The 20,206-nt window shown below is 62.9% G+C and carries 19 protein-coding genes and 1 pseudogene; 9 read left to right on the top strand and 11 right to left on the bottom strand.

The window, feature by feature from the left end; all coding sequences use genetic code 11:
* Nucleotide 1 precedes the first annotated feature (1 nt).
* The gene (locus tag DDZ17_RS00095; RefSeq protein WP_116363933.1) at nt 2-1,126 is read right to left on the bottom strand and encodes a zinc-binding dehydrogenase; all 1,125 of its coding nucleotides are present in this window, start codon (nt 1,124-1,126) and stop codon (nt 2-4) included.
* A 48-nt stretch (nt 1,127-1,174) separates the two neighbouring features.
* Nucleotides 1,175-2,026: an SDR family oxidoreductase gene (locus tag DDZ17_RS00090; protein ID WP_116363932.1), complete on the bottom strand. Its 852-nt coding sequence runs from the start codon at nt 2,024-2,026 to the stop codon at nt 1,175-1,177.
* A 169-nt stretch (nt 2,027-2,195) separates the two neighbouring features.
* Here DDZ17_RS00090 and ptsP point away from each other — a divergent pair, with 169 nt between their 5' ends.
* Both ptsP and DDZ17_RS00080 read left to right on the top strand, forming a co-directional pair.
* Nucleotides 2,196-4,439: a phosphoenolpyruvate--protein phosphotransferase gene (ptsP, locus tag DDZ17_RS00085; protein WP_157976370.1), complete on the top strand. Its 2,244-nt coding sequence runs from the start codon at nt 2,196-2,198 to the stop codon at nt 4,437-4,439.
* Between the two features lie 45 nt (nt 4,440-4,484).
* Nucleotides 4,485-5,369, top strand: coding sequence for a lysophospholipid acyltransferase family protein (locus DDZ17_RS00080; protein WP_241505738.1), 885 nt, complete (start codon nt 4,485-4,487; stop codon nt 5,367-5,369).
* Nucleotides 5,370-5,404: 35 nt separating this feature from the next.
* Here DDZ17_RS00080 and DDZ17_RS00075 read toward each other — a convergent pair whose 3' ends face one another.
* The 6 genes from DDZ17_RS00075 to moaC all read right to left on the bottom strand — a co-directional run bounded on the left by DDZ17_RS00075 (nt 5,405) and on the right by moaC (nt 9,772).
* A complete protein-coding gene (locus tag DDZ17_RS00075; RefSeq protein WP_157976369.1) occupies nt 5,405-7,414 on the bottom strand; it encodes an acyltransferase family protein in 2,010 nt (669 codons plus the stop codon).
* Nucleotides 7,415-7,427: 13 nt separating this feature from the next.
* Entirely contained in the window at nt 7,428-7,976 is a 549-nt protein-coding gene (locus tag DDZ17_RS00070; protein WP_116363929.1) for an NUDIX hydrolase, read from the bottom strand.
* Between the two features lie 65 nt (nt 7,977-8,041).
* Complete coding sequence (locus DDZ17_RS00065) at nt 8,042-8,512, bottom strand: flavin reductase family protein (RefSeq protein WP_116363928.1); 471 nt, start codon at nt 8,510-8,512, stop codon at nt 8,042-8,044.
* A gap of 84 nt (nt 8,513-8,596) precedes the next feature.
* The gene (locus DDZ17_RS00060) at nt 8,597-9,037 is read right to left on the bottom strand and encodes a molybdenum cofactor biosynthesis protein MoaE (RefSeq protein ID WP_116363927.1); all 441 of its coding nucleotides are present in this window, start codon (nt 9,035-9,037) and stop codon (nt 8,597-8,599) included.
* A gap of 1 nt (nt 9,038) precedes the next feature.
* Nucleotides 9,039-9,287 carry a MoaD/ThiS family protein gene (locus DDZ17_RS00055; protein ID WP_116363926.1) on the bottom strand — a complete coding sequence of 83 codons (249 nt, stop codon included), beginning with the start codon at nt 9,285-9,287 and terminating at the stop codon, nt 9,039-9,041.
* Entirely contained in the window at nt 9,284-9,772 is a 489-nt protein-coding gene (gene moaC, locus DDZ17_RS00050; protein ID WP_116363925.1) for a cyclic pyranopterin monophosphate synthase MoaC, read from the bottom strand. The genes DDZ17_RS00055 and moaC overlap by 4 nt, the downstream gene beginning before the upstream one ends.
* Before the next feature lie 175 nt (nt 9,773-9,947).
* On the opposite strand from moaC, the gene DDZ17_RS00045 reads away from it, so the two are divergent.
* On the top strand, nt 9,948-10,961 hold the full coding sequence (locus DDZ17_RS00045; RefSeq protein WP_206613393.1) for an LLM class F420-dependent oxidoreductase: 1,014 nt from the start codon (nt 9,948-9,950) through the stop codon (nt 10,959-10,961).
* A gap of 118 nt (nt 10,962-11,079) precedes the next feature.
* Nucleotides 11,080-12,450: a diguanylate cyclase domain-containing protein gene (locus tag DDZ17_RS00040; protein WP_116363924.1), complete on the top strand. Its 1,371-nt coding sequence runs from the start codon at nt 11,080-11,082 to the stop codon at nt 12,448-12,450.
* Between the two features lie 15 nt (nt 12,451-12,465).
* Here the strand turns inward: DDZ17_RS00040 and DDZ17_RS00035 are convergent, their stop codons facing one another.
* Both DDZ17_RS00035 and DDZ17_RS00030 read right to left on the bottom strand, forming a co-directional pair.
* The gene (locus DDZ17_RS00035; RefSeq protein WP_116363923.1) at nt 12,466-13,365 is read right to left on the bottom strand and encodes an LLM class F420-dependent oxidoreductase; all 900 of its coding nucleotides are present in this window, start codon (nt 13,363-13,365) and stop codon (nt 12,466-12,468) included.
* Nucleotides 13,362-14,543, bottom strand: coding sequence for a cytochrome P450 (locus DDZ17_RS00030; RefSeq protein ID WP_116363922.1), 1,182 nt, complete (start codon nt 14,541-14,543; stop codon nt 13,362-13,364). The genes DDZ17_RS00035 and DDZ17_RS00030 overlap by 4 nt, the downstream gene beginning before the upstream one ends.
* Nucleotides 14,544-14,639: 96 nt before the next feature.
* Between DDZ17_RS00030 and DDZ17_RS00025 the strand changes: the two genes are divergently transcribed.
* From DDZ17_RS00025 to DDZ17_RS00010, 5 genes are all read left to right on the top strand, one after another.
* On the top strand, nt 14,640-15,776 hold the full coding sequence (locus tag DDZ17_RS00025; RefSeq protein WP_157976367.1) for a helix-turn-helix transcriptional regulator: 1,137 nt from the start codon (nt 14,640-14,642) through the stop codon (nt 15,774-15,776).
* 43 nt (nt 15,777-15,819) lie between these two features.
* Nucleotides 15,820-16,419, top strand: a complete 600-nt coding sequence (locus DDZ17_RS00020; RefSeq protein ID WP_157976366.1) for a thermonuclease family protein — start codon at nt 15,820-15,822, stop codon at nt 16,417-16,419.
* 447 nt (nt 16,420-16,866) lie between these two features.
* The gene (locus tag DDZ17_RS22210) at nt 16,867-17,019 is read left to right on the top strand and encodes a hypothetical protein (RefSeq protein WP_157976365.1); all 153 of its coding nucleotides are present in this window, start codon (nt 16,867-16,869) and stop codon (nt 17,017-17,019) included.
* Nucleotides 17,020-17,055: 36 nt separating this feature from the next.
* Nucleotides 17,056-17,529, top strand: coding sequence for a hypothetical protein (locus DDZ17_RS00015; RefSeq protein WP_116363919.1), 474 nt, complete (start codon nt 17,056-17,058; stop codon nt 17,527-17,529).
* A 160-nt stretch (nt 17,530-17,689) separates the two neighbouring features.
* Nucleotides 17,690-20,098, top strand: coding sequence for a class I SAM-dependent DNA methyltransferase (locus tag DDZ17_RS00010; protein WP_116363918.1), 2,409 nt, complete (start codon nt 17,690-17,692; stop codon nt 20,096-20,098).
* Here the strand turns inward: DDZ17_RS00010 and DDZ17_RS22975 are convergent.
* Nucleotides 20,087-20,206, bottom strand: a pseudogene (locus tag DDZ17_RS22975) (IS30 family transposase); the annotation flags it as partial. The gene DDZ17_RS00010 and the pseudogene DDZ17_RS22975 overlap by 12 nt on opposite strands.

The following is a 20,206-nucleotide window of genomic DNA, read 5'->3' as shown; positions in this document are numbered from 1 at the left end:
CCTACTGCCAGGGGCGAATCAGGAACTTCTCGCCGGTGGCCTGGCGGCTGTAGCGGCGCAGGGTATCCAGATCCAGCGCGCCGGCCAGGCTGACTTCGCTGGTGTAGTGGCTGGCGAAGGTGGTGTGGATGTCACGCGCCACCCGGGCGCGCATTTCCAGCATCTTCTCAATACCCACCTTGGCCAGGAACTGGGGCAGCAGCCAGCCACCAACGCCCCAGGCAAAGCCGAAGCTGCGCTGGATGACCGTGGGCGACATGTCCAGCGCGCCATAGATGTAGACCTGCTTGTAGGTGTCCGAGCCATAGCGGTTGTACTCGGTCATCTTGCGCGCCGCCGCCGTCTCCATGCAGGTGAGAATCTGGCTGGCCAGCTTGCCGCCGCCGGTGGCGTCAAAGGCCAGCGTGGCGCCGGTTTCGGCGATCGCTTCGGTCAATTCGCTGAAGAAGTCCTCGCTGCTGGAGTTCACCACATAGCGCGCGCCCAGGTCGCGCAGAATGGCCTCCTGCTCGGCCCGGCGCACCACGTTCACCAGTGCAATATCGTCCGCCTGGCACAGGCGGTTCAGCATCTGCCCGAGGTTGGAGGCCGCGGCGGTATGCACCAGCGCGGTATGCCCTTCCCGGCGCAGGGTTTCCACCATGCCCAGGGCCGTCATCGGGTTGACGAAGCAGGAGGCGCCATCCACCGCGCTGGTGCCCGCCTCCAGCGGCAGGCACTGCATGGCGTTGATGCAGCGGTACTGGCCGTAGGTTTCACCGCCGAACAGCCCGACGGTGCGCCCCAGCAGGGCCTGGGCGGCATCGGACGAACCGGCGGCAACCACTTCGCCAGCGCCTTCGTTGCCCACCGGCAGGGACTGCCCCACCCGCCCCGCCAGCAGGCGCATGGCCCCTTCGGGAATGGTGGCGGTAATCACCGGGCGCTCGGCGCTGCCGCTTTGGGTGGCGGTGTCCAGGTCTGCCATGGCGGTCAGCAGGGCGAGGTCAGAGGGGTTGATGGGGGCGGCGTCCAGCTTGACCACCACCTCGCCGGGGCCGGGCTCGGGGACGCTTACCTCCTGCAGAGAGAGTTCCAGGGTGCCGTCGTCGCTTACCAGCGAGCGCAATTGCAGACCGGTGGTCATGGTGATGCTCCTTGTTTGGTGGGTTACGGGAGTCGTGCGAGCCGTTCACTATAACGAATAGACAAAGCCCGTACACTCCTCGGTATAGCGCCACAGGCGCTCGGCCGCCTCGGCATCCTGCGCCCAGGGCTTGGGTTTTACCGGGCGGCTTTTGGCAAAGTACTGGCCGCTCACGCCGGCCACCGACGGGTCGCAGGCAAGGAACAGCGTGGTTTGCGCGCCCTGCTCGGGCGATTTGAAAAACGGTTTGAGCAGCAGCGGCAACAGCCCGCTCAGCAGCCCGTCATTCTGGCTGCCAAGCGACGTGGACACCGCCCCCGGGTGCAGGCAGTTGACCGTGGGGGAGCCACCTTCCAGCCGCTTTGCCAGGCCCAGGGTAAACAGCATGTTGGCGAGCTTGGAGCGGCCGTACTCGCGAAAGGTGCGAAAGCCCTGCTCGGCCTGCATATCGTCAAAGCCCATACCGCGCACAAACTTGTGGGCATCCGAGGCCACATTGACAATGCGCGAGCCGGGCTGCGCCTGCAGCAGGCTCAGCAGCATGCCGGTCAGCACAAAGGGCGCAAAGTGATTGACCGCCAGGGTTTCCTCGAAGCCATCGGCGCTCTCGCGCCGCTCGGTGTTGATAAGGCCCGCGTTGTTGATCAGCACATCGATGGGCTCGCCGCGATCCAGCAGCACCTGGCCGGCGGCGCGCACGCTGGCCAGCGAGGCCATGTCCATAACCACCACCTGCGCGGGGGGCCCGCCCAGGCTGGCCACCTCCGCCGCCAGCGCCTCGCCCTTGTGCTGAGCGCGGCACAGCAGGGTCAGGCGGGCGCCGCGGCGCCCCAGTTCCAGTGCGGTCTCGCGCCCGATGCCCGCGGTCGGGCCTGTGATCACCACCTGTTTGTCCTGCATGTTTTACCCTTTCGCTATTGTTATGTGGCCGTCAACTCTAGCGCAGGCCCGCGCGTTGCACTAGCACGGCGGTGCGCGCGGCCATCGCTGCTGATGCGTCACTGCCAAAGCGCGTTTGCCAGCGTTTTGCCTCTTGCCCGCTTACGCCTTTTGCCGCCTAATGGCCCCCATGAACCCGCTACTCGAACTTACCCGCATTGTTCAGGCTGCCGCCCAGGCGTCTGCTCACGCCGAGCAGGTCAAGCTGATTGTGGAGTCCATTCACCGGGCCATCGGTGTGGATGTCTGCAGCCTGTATATCTCCCAGCCGGACCACAGCATGCTGCTGGCCGCCAGCCACGGCCTTGACCCGCGCTCGGTGGGCCACACCCTGCTGCCGGAGGGCGCCGGCCTGGTGGGCCTGGCCGCCCGCAGCCGCCACCCGGTGAACATTGCCGAGGCCGCCGCGCACCCCGACTTCCGCTACATTGCCGAAACCCACGAAGAGGAGTTCCACAGCTTTTGCGGCGTGCCCCTGGTGCGCGGCGGCGAGGTGATCGGCGTGCTGGTGGTGCAGGCGCGCGAAGCGCGGCTGATGAGCGAGGAAGAACTGGCCTTTCTGGTCACCCTGTCGGCTCAGCTCGCCCTGGTGCTGCCGGCGGAACCGCAGCAGATCAGCAATGTGCTCTCCGCCACCCGCCGCCTGCGCGGGGTGAAGGGTGCGCCCGGCATCGGCATCGGCAAGGTGCAGGTGTGCGACCAGTTCGACCTGTACAGCGTGTCCGACAAGGCCTGCGACGACCCCGAGCTGGCTCTGCAGCGCTGGCACGCCCTGCTGGAGCAGGTCAGCGCCGAGGTGGAAGCCGAGCGCTGCTCGCTGGGTGCGGATGTCTCCGACAGCGTGGCGGCGGTGTTCTCCGCCTACCAGATGCTGCTGGCAGACAACCACCTGCGCCAGGGCGTGGCGGAGCGCATCCGCAACGGCCAGTGGCTGCCGGGCGCCCTGCGCCAGACAGTGCAGCACTTTGCCGACATCTTCCTGGCCATGGAAGACCCCTACCTGCGCGCCCGCCACGAGGATCTCTACCACCTCGGCAACAAGCTCTACTCCGCCTGGGCCGGCGACAACGACAGCAGCGCGCTGCCCGGCGACGGGCCAGTGGTGCTGGTGGGCAGCAAAGTCAGCGTGTCGGATATCGCCTCCTGCGACCCAGCGCGCCTGCAGGCCATCGTCTGCTTTGAGGGCTCCACGTTGTCGCACACGGCAGTGCTGGCCAACGCCCTGGGCGTGCCGGCGGTCATGGGCACCGGCGCCATCAAGGCGGTCAACGACGGCGACCCGATTATTGTCGATGGCAACGTCGGGCAGGTGATCCTGCACCCACCGCTGTCGGTGAAAAAAGAGTTCCGCCGCCTGCAACAGGCCGACCGCACCCTGCAGGGTGAACTGGCCGAGCTGGTCAACGAACCGGCCACCACCACCGACGGTGAAAAAGTCCAGCTGTACGCCAATACCGGCCTGCTGGCGGATATTTCCCCAGGCATCGCCAACGGCGCCGAGGGTGTGGGCCTGTACCGCACCGAAATGCCCTTCATGGTGGCCGAAACCTTCCCCTCGGAAGACGAGCAGGAATTCATCTACCGCCAGGTGCTGAAGGCCTACGCCGGCAAGCCGGTGTACATGCGCACCCTCGACATTGGCGGCGACAAACCCCTGCCCTACTTTCCCATCGAGGAAGAAAACCCGGCCCTTGGCTGGCGCGGCATTCGCTTCTGCCTGGACAACAGCTCCCTGCTGATGACCCAGCTGCGCGCCATGCTGCGCGCCGCCGGCGATGCGGACAACCTGCGCATACTGCTGCCAATGGTCAGCAACACCGGCGAGATCGACCGGCTGCGGCGCCTGCTGGACGACGCCCTGGGCCAGTTGCGCGACGAAGGCCACACGGTCAACCGGCCGCCGGTGGGCATTATGGTGGAAGTACCGGCGGCCATTTCGCTGCTGCCCACCTGGGCCAGCCGCATCGACTTCATCTCCATCGGCTCCAACGATTTAAGCCAGTACCTGCTGGCCCTGGATCGCAACAACCCCCGGGTGGCGCCGGCCTACGACCACCTTCACCCGGCGGTGTTAAGGGAAGTGTCGCGCATCGCCCGCTGTGCAAAGGGCAGCGGCCTGCCCCTCAGCCTGTGTGGCGAAATGGCCTCCGACCCGGCGGCGGTGCTGGTGCTGGCCGGGCTTGGCATTCGTACCCTGAGCATGAGCGCATCGAAAATCCCGCGCATCAAGTGGTTGCTGCGCTCCATCGCCGCACGGGACGCCGCGGCCATGGCTGCACAGGCGCTGGAGATGGAAGACGCCGCCAGCATCCGCGAATTGCTGCAGCAGGCCCTGCGCGAGCGCGGACTGGGCCGCCTGCTGGGCGACCAGTAGCGCCTATACTGCAAGAACCACACGCCAGATCACGGAGCAAAGCCTGTGCCGATAGATTTTTCCAGCAACAACGACCCTCTGGCCGACGACGCCGCCCTGGCCGCCCACATCGACGCGGCACTGGATTCCGAACTGATCGCCGACCGCCAGCTGGCGCTGATGTTCAAGGTATTGCAAAAACTTTTCAGGCCAAGCGTACTGCATGGCGAACGGGTGCCGGAGCAGCCCTGCCTGTTTATCGGCAATCACTCGCTGTTCGCCCTGGACGGCTGGGTGTTTTCCCCCACCATTCACAATGCCCTCGGGCGCGTGGTGCGCCCCATGGGCGACCGCTTTCTGTGGAGCAATAAAACCCTGGGCGATGCCCTGTTGCGCTGGGGCGCGGTGATGGGCCACCCACAGGTTTGCGAGGCGCTGATGGAGGCCGGGCACGACCTGCTGGTGTTCCCCGGCGGCGCCCACGAGGCCGTCAAGCCCGCCAGCGCCATGTACGAGCTGCAATGGAAGGAGCGCTACGGCTTTGTACGGCTGGCAGCCCGCATGGGCTACACCATCATGCCCTTTGGCATGGTGGGCCCCGACGAGTTTTACGACCACTGGATTGAAAGCGACGAGTTGCCGGACTCCGCCCTGGGGCGCCTGCTGAACCGCCTTGGCCTGCTGGATGAAAACACCCGCACCGACATGCTGCCGCCCATTCCCCGCGGCGCCCTGGGCACCCTGCTGCCCCGCCCCCAGCGCTGCTACATCGGCTTTGGCGAGCCGGTGGACCTTGCCGCCTACGCCGGTAAAACCCCCACCAAAGCCCAGCAGCGAAAAATCCGCGACCAGGTGGCAGAACAGATCGAGGAACAGCTGGGCGAGTTACTGCGCGTGCGCGAACAGCGGCGCCGTGACGACAGCCTGCTGCGCCGTATTCTCACCATTTAACCGGGCGCTGCCACGCGGCGCCGCCGCTGGCTCGCCTACGGCGCGTTGGTGTGGTTCGTCTTGCGGGCACCTTCAACGGCGCTGCCGCTACCGCCGGTCACCAGCTTGCGCAGAAAGTCCGGGTGGCGCTGTTCATACAGCGCGCCGGCATATTCAGAAAACTCCACCGACAAGTGATGTTCGTCGTAGAACATGGGCGTAGCGTCCGGCGCCTGTGTGGCGCAGTTTTCCAGCTTCCGTTGCGGGCACAGCAATTCAACGCGGTCGATGAACAGGTCAGTCAGCGCCATGAAGGGCTCGTACAGGCGCCAGCGCGAGGGCTGGTCACCAAAGTAGGCGACGTTCTCCTCTGCCGCGCAGGCCGCCGCCGAGCCGCTGCGGTTCACCAGGCGCCAGCAGGGCTGGTTGCTGACGATGTAACCGCTGACGGTCACCACCTGTATGCCGGGGTTTCGCGCCAGCAAATCGCGAATCACGTCCAGGTGGATTTGCCGCACCGGAATGAAGGGGCGCTCCGTCGCGTACACAATCACATCCAGGGATTCCGGCAGGCCGTCCTGAAACAGCGCCTTGAAGCGCCTGGCGCAGCGCTCGTTGGTGCTGGTGTACACCCCGTCGCCGCCCTGTAGATTGGGGCAGTTGTTGGTGCTGCCGAAGGTCATCAGGTTGATGTCATCGGCCTTGCCGTAGCTGGCATACAGGAAGTTGTAGGCGTCCGGCTCGTGGGAATTGCCGAAGGTCAGCACCTGAATGGGCTTATCAAGGGCGCAGCGCTTGGGGCTATCCCACTTGGTGACCGTGCAGGCCTTGCGAATGCGCTTGAAGCGATCCTTCATGCCCTGCTCCACCTGCGCTACCGACAGCTGGTTATCGGGCTGGCGCCAGGACCAGCCATCGCCCAGCCAGGCGGATGCCGGCAACAGGGCCAGCAGGGCCGAGGTGCAAAGTATCGCAAGCGTGGGCCGCCGGAGTGAGGTTCGTCCACCATTGCTGGTAGCGTCGCCCAGGTGGCGCTGGTAAAAACGGCGTTCAACCCCGTAGTGCAGCGCCAGTGTCGCCAGCAGGGTTGCCAGGCCCAGGGCCAGTTGCACCGGCCAGTGCAGGGCTTCTGCACCGCTGTGATAGCGGTACAGGGCAATGGGCGGCCAGTGTACGAGGTACATCGAGTAAGACACTTTGCCAATCCAGAGGCTGGCGCGGTTACCCAGCAGCAGCCCGGCGACAGGCCCGGCGCGCACCGCACCGCCCAGCAGCACCAGTACACTGCCCGACGTTGGCAGCAACACCGCCCAGCCCGGGAACAGGGTGCTGGCGTCAAAGCCGTAGACACTGCCGGCAATCAGGGCAAGGCCGGCCAGCGTCAGGGCATCGGCGACACCGCGGCGCTCGGCCAGTCGCACAAAGGCGGGCCATCGCGCAATGCAGATGACAGCGGCGCCCATGGCAAATTCAAAGGCCCGGAACGGCAGCAGGTAAAACGCCGCGGAAGGGTCCCGCAGGCTCCACCAAATGCACGCGGCAAGGCCCACAAGGAAGATCACCGCCACCAGCGCGCCCAGCCCTCCCCGGCGGGGTTTGCCGAGGTACCACAGCAGCAAGGCCGGCCAGATCAGGTAAAACTGCTCTTCAATGCCCAGCGACCAGGTATGCAGCAGGGGCTTTAAGTGAGACGCGGTATCCCAGTACCCCGCCTCCGAGAAGAACACCATGTTGGAAACGCTGAACAAAGCTGCCACGGCGGAGCGGCCGATGGCGATCAGGTCGAAGGGCTCTACAATCAGGCTGGCCGCCAGGAAGGTGGCCGCCACCGTCACGATCAGCGGCGGGAACAGGCGCTGTACGCGCCGGGCGTAGAACTCACCCAGGCTGAAGCCACCGCCGGCGATCTTGCCGGCGATGATGCTGGTGATCAGGTAGCCGGAGATCACAAAAAAGACATCGACCCCGACAAAGCCGCCGGAGAAGCCGGGCACATCCAGATGAAACAGCACAACGGCGAGAACGGCGATGGTTCTCAGCCCGTCAATATCCGCGCGATACTGCACTAGGGGGATGTCCTCAGGCCGGCGGCCGCTTCAAACGCTCGATGGCCGACACCCGCACCGGGTAGTCGCCGTTGCGCCGGTCCGCGAAGTACTCCTTGAGGGCTTTGTACACCACCGGAAAGGCGATCTCGTCCCAGGGGATGTCCGCCTCGTCAAACAGGGCCGATTCCAGGCTTTCCGGCCCGGCGCCGAACTGGCCGTCTTGCAGACCGCAGCGGTAGAACATGTAGAGCTGGCTGATGTGGGGCACATCAAAAATGCGGTAGAGCCGCAGGTCGATGGCCTTGGCTTCGGCCTCTTCCCAGGTTTCCCGCGCGGCCCCGGCGGCGCTGGTTTCGCCGTTTTCCATGAACCCCGCCGGCAGGGTCCAGAAGTTGCGCCGCGGCTCGATGGCGCGGCGGCACAGCAGCACGCGGCCCTCGTGCACCGGCAGGCAGCCCACAATCACCCGGGGGTTGGTGTAGTGAATGGTCTCGCAGGAGACGCAGACGTAGCGCTCGCGATCGTCCCCGGCGGGGATGGTAAGGGATACGGCGCTGCCGCAACTGGAGCAGAAATTCATGGTGTGGCAATCACGGCCGGTTAAAACGCCCCAGTATAGTCACATCACCGGGGCGCCGACAGACCTCAGTGGATTTCGCCGTAGGCGCCGCCGTAGAACAGCAGCGGTTTGCCGGTGGGGCGGTGGGTCATGTTGAGCACGCGGCCAACGATAATCAGGTGGTCGCCGCCGGCGTGGGTGGCGTCCAGTTCGCACTCGAAGGTCACCAGTGCGTTGCGAATCACCGGCGCGCCATACTTTCCGGGGCGATAGTGCTCGCTGGCAACGGCGTGGTCGCCCTTGCGCGCGTACTGGTTGGACAGGGCCTGCTGTTCGCTGGACAGCACATTGATGTTGAAATAGCGGGCGGCGGCGTAGTCACGGTACACCTCCGAATTGTTCTGCAGGCTCCACAGCACCAGCGGCGGCTCCAGCGACACCGCGGCGAATGAATTGGCGGTCATGCCGATGGGCACCCGCTCTTCGGTGGTGGTGGTGATAATGCAGACGCCGGTGGCAAACCGCCCCAGCGCGTTTCTCAATTCACGTCCTTCCATATTCCCCTGTCCTTCCAAGGTGTGTTTGCCTGTTGTTCATTATCGGCGCCGCTACGGGGGCAGGCATCCCCCATTCAGGTGGTGTCACCAGCGCCCCGCCCGCTCGTGGTCGGCGTCGCGGGCCTCTACCCACTGCTCGCCGAAGGCGCCGAGCTCTTTCTTCCAGAAGGGCGCCCGGGTTTTCAGGTAATCCATGACAAATTCGCAACCGGCGAAAGCCTCGCCGCGGTGGGTGGCGCTGGCGCCCACCCAGACAATCTGCGCGCCGCAGGCCAGCCGGCCGATGCGGTGAACAACGCTAACGCCCTTCAGCTGCCAGCGCGCGGTGGCCTCGCGGGCAATGGCCTCGATGCTACGCTCGGTCATGCCGGGATAGTGTTCCAACTCGATGGCGGTGACCGCCGCCGCCCCGGCCTTCACGTAGCCGGTGAAGGTGACCACAGCGCCGGCGTCATCGCCTTCGAGCGCGCGCTGCAGTTGCAGGGGGTCAAAGTCCTGCGCTTGCACCTGAACGCGAATGCCCACACTAGCCCCCGGTCACCGGCGGGTAAAAGGCCACTTCATCGCCCGCGGCCAGCGGCACATTGCCGTATGCCACCTCGTGATTCACCGCCCGCAGCAGGTTCGGCTCGGCCAGCACCGTTGCCCAGGGCTCGCCACGCGCCAGTAGCGCGGCCTGCAGGGTATCCAGATCCGGCGCGTCGCTGGCGTCCAGTTGCAGGCCGTCGGTGCCGAGCGCCTCGCGCACCCGGGCGAAGAAGCGCACCTGAATCATGCGTCGCTCCCCTCACGCTGCCAGTGGCCGCTTTTGCCACCCTGCTTTTCCAGCAGGGCCACACTGCGAATCTCCATCCCCCGGTCCACCGCCTTGCACATATCGTAGAGGGTAAGCGCAGCCACCGACGCGGCTGTGAGCGCCTCCATTTCAACGCCGGTTTTGCCCGATACCCGACAGCGGGCAATGATGCGAACTTCGCTGTTGGCTTCATCGGGCTCGAAATCCACACTGACGCTGTTCAGCATCAGCGGGTGGCAAAGGGGGATCAGGTCCGGGCACTTCTTGGCGCCCTGGATGCCCGCCACCCGGGCCACGGCAAACACATCGCCCTTTTTGTGGCCGCCTGAAAGCAGCAGGGCCAGGGTTTGCGGCAACATGGCAACCCGGGCCTGGGCAACCGCTTCGCGGGTTGTTTCGGCCTTGGCGCCCACGTCCACCATGCGGGCGGCGCCACTGTCATCAAGGTGGGTGAGTTTGCTCATGGAAATCTCCGGCCGGGGGGACGGCAAAGTCTATCCAATCGACCCGGCAAATAACACCGGCGTGAGCGTTCCTGCCACAGCGGCTGGCCTCCACGGCTGATTGCAGTTAGCGGGCAGCGCCGTAAAGTAGAGAGCTGAATAACCGCAGAACACGCGATAACAGGGAAGCGTCGACATGGGACAACTGAAACTGGGACTGCAGCTGGGCTACTGGGGCGCCGCGCCGCCACCGGATTTTATCGAACGGGCCGTGGAGGCGGAGAATCTGGGTTACGACTCGGTGTGGACGGCCGAATCCTGGGGCAATGACTGCTTTACCCCGCTGGCCTGGATTGGCGCCAAGACCTCTCGCATTCGCCTTGGCACCTCGGTGGCGCAGCTGTCGGCCCGCACCCCCACCGCCTGCGCCATGGCGGCCCTGGCGCTGGACCACCTGTCCGGCGGGCGCATGATCCTCGGGCTCGGCGTATCTGGCCCGCAGGTGGTGGAAGGCTGGTACGGCCAGCCCTACGCCAAGCCCCTGACCCGCACCCGTGAGTACGTGGACATTATTCGCCAGGTGCTGCGGCGCGAGGGCCCGGTGACCTCCGACGGGGAGTTCTATCCCCTGCCCTACCACGGCGACAGGGCCTGGGGCATGGGCAAGCCTTTAAAGTCCATCACCCACCCCCTGCGCGCCGACCTGCCCATTTTCATCGGCGCCGAGGGCCCCAAGAACGTCACCCAGACCGCCGACATTGCCGATGGTTGGCTGCCGCTCTACTACTCCCCTTACCGCCAAGAGGTGTACGCCGACCAGCTCGCCAATGCCCCGGCGAACTTCGAAATTGCCAGCACGGTGATGGTGAACCTGCACGATGACCTAGCCACCGCCCTGTACCCGGTGAAGGCCATGCTCGGCTTTTACATTGGGGGCATGGGTTCCAAGCAGCGCAATTTCCACAAGGAGCTGATGGCCCGCATGGGCTTTGAAGCGGAGGCAGAGACCATCCAGAACCTGTTTTTCGAGGGCAAGCGGGACGAGGCCATCGCCTGTGTGCCGGATGCCTTCGCCGATGAAATCTCCCTGTGCGGGCCGAAGGAGCGCATCCGCGAGAAGCTCAAGGACTGGCAGCGCTCACCGGTGACCAGCTTGCTCATTCACGGCGACCTCAACCTGATGCGCACCATGGCCGAACTGGTGCTGTAACACCCACCCGGCTACCCCCGCCCGGGTGGGCGCGCAACTGCCAAAATGGGGTGCCGGGGCTTTTGAATACCCGCCTGGCTTGGGCTACGCTGCCATTTTGGCAAGTAGCCCCAGGATCATGGCGACCGCACTCACACGACGTAACAAGGCCGCATTTTCTTTTGGCATGTTCGCCCTGGTGGGCTTTGGGATTTATGCCGAGGAATCCTTCGTCAGGTTGTTCCGGGAACGCGCCATCAGCCTGGAGCGCGAGCAGACCTCCCAGGCCGTCGCCCTGGCCCGCACCCGCCTGGAAGCCGAAATACTGCGCAACACCTACCTGTCCGACAGCCTGGCCAGTTTCATCACCATGGACCCAGATCTCACCGAAAACCGGTGGGAGTCCGTAGCCGCGCGGCTATTTGAAAAATCCGACACACTGCGCAACGTAGGCATTGCGCCCGATGACGTGATTTCAAGGATTTACCCGATCGAAGGCAACGAAAAGGCACTGGGCCTGGACTTTCGCACCGTGCCGGAGCAGATGCGCTCTATACAGCGCGCGCGGGAATCCGAAGACGTGTACATCGCCGGCCCGGTGGAACTGGTGCAGGGCGGCAGTGCCATGATTGCCCGCTTCCCCATCTTCCGCGACTTTCCCAACAACCGGGACTACTGGGGGTCGGTCAGTGTGGTGATGGGCTTTAACAACATCATAAAGGCATCCGGGCTAGCCGCCATCAAGGGGGCCTCGGTCGCGTTGCAGCGACAGGATCTGGAAACAGGACAACCCGTAACCATCTACGGCGACGCCTCGGTTTTTGCCGAGCCGGATATCCAGTTGCCCGTGAATACCCCTTCCGATGAATGGCAGCTGGCGGCTCGCCACCACAGTAGCACCGCCCCGGGACTGAACCGCGCGGTGGCGATGATTCGTGGTATCGCACTTGCCGTCACGGCCCTGATCATCACCTCGATCGTACTGCTGTTTCGCGCCTATCGCCTGAGTCGCAATGCGGCGCTGATCGACGAACTGACCCAGATCCCCAACCGGCGCTTTGTCATGGCCCAGTTGCACTCGCTGGTGTCCGGTGGCGCCAAGCCGGCAAAATTTACACTGTTGCTGATCGACCTCAACCGGTTCAAGGCTGTCAACGACAGCCTTGGCCACGAGGCCGGCGACGCATTGCTGGTGCATGTTGCCAGGCAATTGCAGCAGGCTGTGCGCTCGGCGGACACGGTGGCCCGCCTCGGCGGCGACGAGTTTATCGTTATCCTGCACCGGGTCAGCGAGCGGCAACAGGCGGAAGCCATTATCGAGAAAATCCGCCGCCACCTGCAGGCCAGCACCCTGCCCTGGCACGACGAGGTTATCCACCCCTCCATCAGCATTGGCTACGCCGCATGCTACGGCCAGGACACCAGTGTGAAGGAGCTGCTCGCCCGCGCGGATGAGATGATGTACAGCACCAAACGCCGACAGGCCGAGGTTATCTCCCCATGGCGGTAACGGACATCACGATAACTACAGGGCACCCATCACACTGTCCTGGTAGCGGCCAATAAACTGGTCGATGGCCGGCAGGTCTGTGTCTTCCCCTGCCTCGGCGGCCGTGCACACCAGCCGGGTAACACCGGCATCCCGATAGGCCCGCGCCAGCCCGACATCAAAGGTTGCACCGGGGCGGTAACTGGCGGGCCAGACCGTCACCGGAAAGTCCTGCGGCAACGGACGCCTGGCAGCAATGGCGGTCGCGCGCAGTTCCTCCAGCCGGGCGGCCACCGCCTCAGGCGAAATCACATAAGGAAAGAACCCGTTGCCGCGCAGTCCTGCGCGCTTTGCCGCAGCGGCGGAGCTACCGCCAATGTGCAGAGGCACCCCGCCAGGTCGCACTGGTCGGGTGTCGCAGACTACGTTGCTGAAGTCGACAAAATCGCCGCAAAAACTGGCCGGGTTGTCGCACCACAGTGCGCGCATGGCGTCGATCAGTTCATCCAGGCGCTGGCCCCGCCGCTGATAGGGCACACCCACCGCCTGGTATTCCTCCCGCTGCCAGCCGATGCCCAGCCCAACCTGCAACCTTCCGCCTGACAGGCAGTCCAGCGTAGCAAGACGCTTCGCCAGTATGGCTGCACTGTGTTGCGGGCCGATCAATACACCGGTACACAGTTGCAGCGTGTCAGTACAGGCAGCGGCGAAAGTCAGCCAGTGCAGCGGGTCCGGCATGACCGTATCCTCCGCGATAGGGGCGCGCCCGTCATCGGAGTATTCGTAGAGTGGCTCGTAATCCACCGCCATCACCACGTGTTCGGGCATCCAGACTGACTCAACGCCCCGTTGCTCTGCCACGGCGAGGAAAGACCGGGTCCACGCGGGGCTATCGATGCGGCCTCGCTGACACAAGGGGATCAGGCCAAACTTCATGCGGCGGGGCCCAGTTCAACACGCAGCGCCTGCGGCCCGCGAATCACAGCCTGCGAAATCGTCACATCAAACCCCGGCGCCAAGCGCATGTCCGGGTAGCGGCTGAACAGCACCTTCAGGGAGCACGCCAGTTCCTGTCGCGCCAGGTGGGAGCCCAGGCAAAAATGCACACCGTGGCCAAAGGCGAGGTTTTTATTGGTCCGACTGGCCTGAAAAGAACGGGGTTCGGGGAAGACCGACGGGTCGCTGTTGGCGGCGGTGATGCCAAACAGCACCCAGTCACCCGCCGCCATGCGCCTGCCGTAGAAATCAATGGCCTTGGAACACATGCGCGGCAACAGCGCCGTGGGCGGCTCAATGCGCAGCCCCTCCTGCACCAGGGCCTCGCGGTCGCCGTCACTGCCCCGGGCCAGGGCCACCAGCGCCGGGTCGCGCAGCACGTAGCTCAGCAGGCTGCCCAGGTTCTTGTAGGTAGTATCGGACCCGGCGGGAAACAGCAAACGGCAAAACGACAGGATTTCCTCGTCGTCGAGAAAATGACCCTCAAATTCCGTGGTGGCAAGAATGGACAGAATATCCTCCGCGGGTGCCTGCCGCCTGGCCTCGATGATGGGCGCCATGTACTGGCTGAAATCCTGGCGCGCCCGCAGTGCGCCCTCCGGGTCCCAGGGATAGTCGATGAGCTTCAGCGCCCATTCAAGAAAGGCCGCCTCATCGTGGGTGGGTATGCCCAGCATGCGGGTAATCACCCGGTAGGGATAGGGCCGCGCATAGGCTGGTATCAAATCCACCTCCGTCTGCCCGGCAAAGCGGTCCACAATGGCGTGGGCCTCCGGTTCCAGCAGCGATTCCACAACCGTCCTGATCTGCCGCGGGAAAAACGGCGACGACACCAGCGCCCGATTCACCCGGTGCTCGTTGCCGTACATGGTCTGAATGGTGCGCCCCATGGCGGGCTCGGAATGAATGCGGTAGGCCGCCGCACACTGAAAGTGCTCTTCGTCGGCAAAGGCCTCCCGCAGCGCCTCGTAACCGGTAATCAGCCAGGCAGGCTCACCGTGATAGGTGACCGGAACCACCGGCCCCGCTGTGCGCAGTTCATCCAGAACCGTGTGCAAATCCGGCAGGGCATCGTAGGCAAAATCCGTGTCGGGCAGCATTGATGAGGCTATGTTCATGGCGGGCTCCTTATGTATCGCCCCCACTATGCGGGCACCGCGCGCCCCTCTCAGCTACCATATTGGGGCAATCTAGAAACGCGGGAGCACTGCCCGTTGAGCAGGCCACAACAGATTGAAGCACTACTGGATGAACACAGCCTGGCGCTGATCTACGAGGGCCCCATGCAGAGCCCGCCGTGGCAGGCGCTGGTTGCCGACATCCGCCAGCGCTTTGGCGTGGTGGCCTGCAGCCTGTACCTGCAACTGCCCGGCGCCGGGCAGCAGGGGCTGGATGTGACTGATACCGACTGGGACGTGCAGGTGCTGCGCGATCACAACAGCCAGCACTACTATCGCTACAACCCCTTCGACTACCCGGCCATGCAGCCCGGCGAAGTGTACCGCTGGACCGATTTCATCAGCCGCGAGCGCTTTATCGAAAGCGCCTACTACCGCGAATTCTGCGCGCCGGTGGGTTTTGACTACGCCCTGTGCCTGGGCATCGACGAACCCGGCGGGCTGCGCATCTGGCTGTCTGTTGTGCGCAACACCCAGCAGGGGGACTTCAGCGAGGCCGAGGCAAATGCCTTCCAGCGGCTCTATCCTCACCTGCAACGCGCACTGCGCCTGTTGTCGCACATCCAGCGCTCAGAAACCGAACGGCTGGTCTACCAGGCCTCCCTCGAACAGATGGCCATCGGCACCCTCGTAACCGACCCCAGCGGCCACATCCTAAGCAGCAATGCCGCCGCGCAGGCCATCATCGACAACTGCCCCAGCCTCCACCTGCGCGCCGGCCGCCTGGCCCTGCGCGACGCCGCCGGAAACCGCGCACTCAAGCAAAGCATCGCCTCCCTCGCCAGCGCCTGCGAACAGGCCCCGCCGGTGGTGATCGCCGTGGAGCGCCCGGGCACCTGTGCCATGGGCCTGCTGCTGCGCCGCCTGCCAGCGCGCCCCACCGTCGATTCCGCCAGCCGCCCGGCACTCATCATTTACCTCACCGACCCCAACCGCCATACCCTCACCCAGCACAGACTCATCGCCCAGCTCTTCAACCTCACCACCGCCGAAGCCACCCTCGCCACCCTGCTGGCCGAAGGCCTCAGCGTTGCCGATGCCGCCAGGGCCATGCACATCTCCGAGAACAGCGCGCGCACCTACTGCAAACGCATCTACGCCAAAACCGGCGTCAACCGCCAGGCGGATATCGTGCGATTGGTGCTTGGTAGCGTGGCGCGGCTGGCGGGGTAAGCAGGATGCACGCGCCGGCAGGTGAATGGCGAATTGCCGTACGATGAGTGGGAATCGACACAACAGACGGTGGCGCAAGAAAAACCGCCCGTTCTACCGGCGCCGCGCTACAACGTGGTCAACCGCAAAACTACTGCTGCCACCGCTGATCACATTTGGCATTGTCCTCGCCTACCTCGGCACTTCCATGGGCGTGAGCAATGTCAAAAAAGCTCTGGCTCTTACAACCCCGCAACCTGAAGTCGGTGAAGTGCTCCGTGTAATCGACGGCGACACGATAGAAGCCTACCTCCCCGGGCACGGTCGAGAGCACATCCGCATTTCCAGCATCGATGCACCCGAGATCGGCCAACCGTTCGGCGCTCAATCTACCCAGTGCCTGCGCGACATCCTGCGCGAAGGCCCACTGGGCGTGAAGCGCCGAAAAACCGATCAGCATGGCCGCCTTGTAGCAGACCTGTTCATCGGCGATGAGCGCGTGGATATCGCCATGGTTGAGCGCGGCTGCGCGTGGTGGTACAGCCGATATGCCCCAGCGAGCCTTGCACTGGCAACCGCCCACTTCATGGCAAAACACGAAAAGCGTGGCTTGTGGGCAGACAAAAAACCGATGAAGCCTGAGCAATGGCGCCGGCAGAATTAGTGTAGAAAGCGGAGCCTTGGACCGGGAGAGGAACACCGGCCCCAACCTGCACGGATGGAAACGGCCCCGAGGAGTTTATGCCCACCACTTGCAGTGGACTTGTAAGCAAGCCCCAAACAACCCTGCGCGTCGGAACATTTCTCCATCCACAAAAAAGCCCTGTAAAAACAGGGCTTTAATGCGATAAATGGCGGTGAGGGAGAGATTCGAAATCTCCCCGGGTATAGTTTAACCGCTCCAATCTAGGACAGATTGACACCTTTACCGATCATTTTGATTTTCATTTCCCAATTTTAGCCTATCTTGCCCTAAACGATGCCCTAAATCTTGCCCTAAAATTTTAGGGCAGAGCCAGAGTGAGGGAGAGATAATTAGCTTTCCTATCAATTCCGACCACCTGTTTGCACTGGTGACAGACCCAGCTACAGTAACCAAATGGACAAGCAAATGACCCTAGCCGAGGCCGTGTACATCGCCCTCGACAAACTGGAACAGCTGGACCCGGCGACAGTACAGGAGCCTTGGTTTCGGTTGATTGAGAAAACCGTCGATAAAGTGATCGCCGCCAATACCGAGTACATCCCGCCTACGATGCACTGACGGCCACTACAATTGAGCGCTCGCCGGAACCGGGCTATGCTCAGGCCAAACAACATCAAGAGCATGGACGCCACCGTGAAACTCATTCTCCAGATCGCCGCTGGCATTCTGCTCGCTGCCACCGTCATGGGTATTGGCAGTCTACTCGTGACCTACCTGACCGTGCAGTCCATCAATGAAACGGCCAAGGAAGGTGTCGAGCAAATGAACAGAATCAGTCAGCAGCATCAGGCGAAAATGGAAGCGCAGCGGCAGGCGCAGGCCGCCGAGGCAGAGCGCAAACGGCAGGCCCAGCTCGCTGCCCAAACCCGAGAGCGCCAACGCAAAGCTGAACAGCAGGCCAGAGCCGAGGACGAACGGCGGCGGCAAGCTGCTTTCGAGCGTCAGTATGATGCCCCCGAAGGCTGCGAAAATCCGGAGTCAGAGCGCCAGTTTATAGAATGCGCCAATGACAAAATCCGGGCCCGAAGAGAGTTTTTGGGTACCTATACCCTGACAGCTCAACAGTAAACCTTGATCCCCGTCACACTTTCTATTCCTGCCTGATCAATCTGTAGCCAATTCAGACTCGTAGGGCCCGTCTCTTGGCCCGTGGGCGGTGCTGTGCCCGCAACAAGTGATGTAACATCAGGTTACAAGTGAATCACGTGTAACAGCTAAGCGACTGCTCATGAATCTGATCCGGAAGGAACTGGACTTACCCGCTATCGAGCCACAGGATGTGGACAGTTTCATTGCCCGCTGGAGCAAAGCCACCGGGACAGAGAAGGCCAACTACCAGCTATTCCTGACAGAGCTGTGCACCCTCCTCCACTTGCCACAGCCCGAGCCCGCCAGCGAGGACACTGAGACCAACGCCTACGTCTTCGAGCGCCGGGTAGACATCGCCAACCCGGACGGCACTAGCAACCGGGGCTTCATCGACCTGTACCGCCGAGAGTCGTTTGTGCTGGAGGCCAAGCAATCCGGCAAAGACTTGGACTCCGCTGGCTGGGACAAGGCCATGCTGGCCGCCCACAACCAAGCCGACAAGTACGTGCGGGCCCTGCCCTCCACTGAGGGCCGCCCGCCTTTTATTGTCGTCACCGATGTGGGCCGTTCCATCGAGCTGTATGCCGAGTTCACGCGTACCGGGGGCACCTACGTGCCCTACCCCGATCCGTCCAGCCACCGCATCAAGCTGGAGGAACTGGCGCAGCCTGCGATTCAGGATCGCCTGCGCCGGTTGTGGGTAGCCCCGGACACGCTGGACACCAGCAAATTCGCCGCCGAAGTGACCCGGGAGGTCAGCTACAAGCTGGCCGATCTGGCGAAGTCCTTGGAGGCAAGTGGTTACGAGGTAGAACGCATCGCGCACTTTCTCAAGCGCTGCCTGTTCACCATGTTCGCGGAGGATGTGTCGCTCATCCCCGAGTACAGCTTTACCACGCTACTGGAGAGGCTGAAGGGCCAGCCAGAGGTGTTCGCGGACTCCATGGCCTCGCTGTGGAACATCATGAACACAGGCGGCTATGAAGGCCAGCTGATGAAAAAGCTGCCCCAGTTCAATGGCGGCCTGTTCACGGGCGTTGACCCCATCCCGCTGGACGCCAACCAGATACAACTGCTGATCGACGCCGCCAAGGCAGACTGGCGGTTCGTAGAACCCGCGATATTCGGCACCCTACTGGAGCGTGCGCTGGACCCAAGGGAAAGGCACAAGCTGGGAGCCCACTACACCCCAAGAGCCTACGTCGAACGGCTGGTGATGCCGACGATCATTGACCCGCTGCGCGAACAATGGAGCGTGGTGCAGGCAGCGGCGGAAATGCTGATCCAAGACAGCAAGCCTGACAAGGCGCTGGCCGAGGTGCGCAAGTTCCACCATGCCCTGTGCGAGGTAAAGGTGCTTGACCCCGCCTGTGGCAGCGGCAACTTCCTGTACGTGGCGCTGGAGCACATGAAACGTCTCGAAGGCGAGGTGCTGAACGTGATCAGCGGCCTGACCGCTGGGCAGGTCGGCTTCGAGACCGAGGGCCTGACCGTAGACCCCCACCAGTTCCTTGGTATCGAAATTAACCCCCGCGCCGCCGCCGTGGCGGAACTGGTGTTGTGGATTGGCTACCTACAATGGCACTACCGCATTCACGGCAAGCTGAACATTCCCGAGCCCATCCTGCGCGACTTCCACAACATCGAATGCCGGGACGCGCTGATTGAGTACGACGACCGTGTGCCGGTTGTAGATGATGACGGCAACCCTGTCACGATATGGGACGGAATCAGCTACAAGGAAAGCCCCGTCACTGGTGAGCTGGTGCCAGATGAATCCGGGCGTACTCAAGTCTACGAGTACGTGAACCCGCGTAAGACCGAATGGCCAGCGGCTGACTACATTGTTGGGAATCCGCCGTTCATCGGCAAAAGTCGGATTCGAGAAGCACTTAGCGATAGTTATGTGGATGCTTTACGGCTTGTCTACAAGGGTGAGGTTACTGAATCAGCAGACTTCGTAATGTACTGGTGGTGGATTGCTGCGAAAAAAGTCGCGTCAACTTCTACTCTGAGATTTGGTTTGATTACCACCAATAGTATAAAACAGCCATTTAACCGACGAGTAGTTGACAAGTTACTGCACGACACCAAAAAGCCATTATCCCTACTTTTTGCGATTCCTGATCACCCTTGGGTTGACAGTTTGAACGGTGCCTCAGTACGGATAGCTATGTCGGTAGTTGGGGCTGGTAATCTAGTGGGTATGCTTCACGCACTGGCAAGTGAGCACGCGCTTGGAGTGGGCGAGGAGCGTGGCGTTAGCCTTACACCCTCTACTGGGGTTATACACAGCGACTTCAGAATTGGTGCGAATTTAGCGAGTTCGGCGAAACTTCTCTCAAACTCAAAGCTCTGCTCGGTTGGGGTAATGGTCCATGGAAGCGGATTCGTCCTTGAAAAAGAGGCGTCAGAAAATCTAATTTCCGAAGATGGAACTGAACTTTCTCCGTTTATCAGGCCATATCTAAATGGGAAGGACATCAATCAACGCTCGCGTAATTTTGTGATAATCGACCTATTTGGTCTCGCGGATTCAACTCGCTAGTGCAACGGGGGGGGTGATTCCAAAAAATACCTGATTCGGTGTTTTCATGCCAAGACATTTTCTTGGTCGATTGTTTAATCTGTCCATTGCCTGTTTGATTTCCTTCTG

This window comes from Parahaliea mediterranea (genome assembly GCF_003402235.1).
Lineage (GTDB): Bacteria > Pseudomonadota > Gammaproteobacteria > Pseudomonadales > Halieaceae > Parahaliea > Parahaliea mediterranea.
This window is presented reverse-complemented; position numbering and strand designations above follow the sequence as displayed.